This window comes from Ideonella livida (assembly GCF_010499455.1).
In the GTDB taxonomy this organism is placed as follows: domain Bacteria; phylum Pseudomonadota; class Gammaproteobacteria; order Burkholderiales; family Burkholderiaceae_C; genus Ideonella; species Ideonella livida.
Genome location: NZ_JAAGOH010000082.1, coordinates 1 through 1,524, shown reverse-complemented (window position 1 = coordinate 1,524; position 1,524 = coordinate 1). Strand labels below are relative to the sequence as shown.

The window sequence follows — 1,524 nt, the reverse complement described above, 5'->3', positions numbered from 1 at the left end:
TGCTGGCGGTGATGGTGGTGCTGGTGTTTGGCAACGTGGTGCTGCGCTACGCGTTCAACTCGGGCATCACGGTGAGCGAGGAGCTCTCGCGCTGGGCCTTTGTGTGGCTGACCTTCCTGGGGGCCATCGTGGCGCTGCGCGAGCACGGGCACCTGGGCACGGACATGCTGGTGGGCCGGCTGGGCCCGGCGGGCAAGCGGGTGTGCCTGGGGGTGGCGCAGGGCTTCATGCTGTGGATGACCTGGCTCATGGGCACGGGCGCGTGGGCGCAGACGGTGATCAACCTGGATGTGGAGGCGCCGGTCAGCGGCTGGTCCATGGCCTGGGTGTACGCGGTGGGGGTGGTGTTTGCGGTCTCCAGCGGGCTGATCCTGCTGCGGGAGTTCTGGCGCACGGTCACGGGACAGCTCAGCGAGGCCGACCTGGTGATGGTGCAGGAGAGCGAGGACCTGGCGCAGCTCGATGAGCTGCACCTCAACCAGAGCCAGACCTTCAAGAAGCACTGAACTGTCGGCACCCGGCGCCGGAGTACCGGCGCCACCCGCCGGGCGGGTTGCCCGGCCGCCTTGGGAGCGGCCCGGCGCCGTCCGGGCCCGCGTCCTTCACACGAGTTTTGCGATGACGATCTTCATCTTCCTGGGCAGCCTGCTGGCCGCCATGGCCATCGGCCTGCCCATTGCCTACGCGCTGCTGGTCTCGGGGGCGGCGCTGATGTGGCACCTGGACATGTTCGACGCGCAGATCCTGGCGCAGAACGTGATCAACGGTGCCGACAGCTTCCCGCTGCTGGCCGTGCCCTTCTTCATGCTGGCCGGCGAGATCATGAACGTCGGCGGCCTGTCCCGGCGCATCGTCAACCTGGCGCTGACCCTGGTGGGCCACAAGCGCGGCGGCCTGGGCTTTGTGGCCATCGTGGCGGCCTGCCTGCTGGCCGCGCTCTCGGGCTCGGCCGTGGCTGATACCGCCGCGCTGGCCAGCCTGCTGCTGCCCATGATGGTGCGCGCCGGGCATGACAAGGCCCGCGCCGGCGGCCTCATCGCCTCGGCCGGCATCATCGCCCCGGTCATCCCGCCGTCCATCGGCTTTGTGATCTTCGGCGTGGCGGCCAACGTCTCCATTGGCAAGCTGTTCCTGGCGGGCATCGTGCCGGGGCTGCTCATGGGCGTGTCCATCGCCATCGCCTGGTGGTGGGTGGCCAAGAGCGAGAACGTGGCGCCGCCGCCGCGGGCCAGCTGGGCCCAGCGGGCCCAGGCCCTGAAGGACGCCACCTGGGCGCTGGTGCTGCCGGTCATTGTGGTGGTGGGGCTGAAGATGGGCGTGTTCACGCCCACGGAGGCCGCGGTGGTGGCGGCGGTGTACGCCCTGTTCGTGGCCACCGTCATCTACCGCGAGCTGAGCCTGAAGGCGCTGCACGAGGTGTTTGTGAGCGCGGCCAAGACCACGGCGGTGATCATGTTCCTGGTGGCCGCGGCCATGGTCAGCGCCTGGCTGATCACGGTGGCCGACATCCCCAGCGCCATGGTG

2 protein-coding genes are annotated in these 1,524 nt (G+C 69.6%); both read left to right on the top strand.

The window, feature by feature from the left end; translation table 11 throughout:
* The first annotated feature begins 2 nt into the window (after positions 1 to 2).
* Positions 3 to 506: a TRAP transporter small permease gene (locus G3A44_RS23130; protein WP_239062068.1), complete on the top strand. Its 504-nt coding sequence runs from the start codon at positions 3 to 5 to the stop codon at positions 504 to 506.
* 112 nt (positions 507 to 618) lie between these two features.
* The coding region (locus tag G3A44_RS23125; protein WP_163460108.1) for a TRAP transporter large permease subunit at positions 619 to 1,524 on the top strand (906 nt) is incomplete at its 3' end.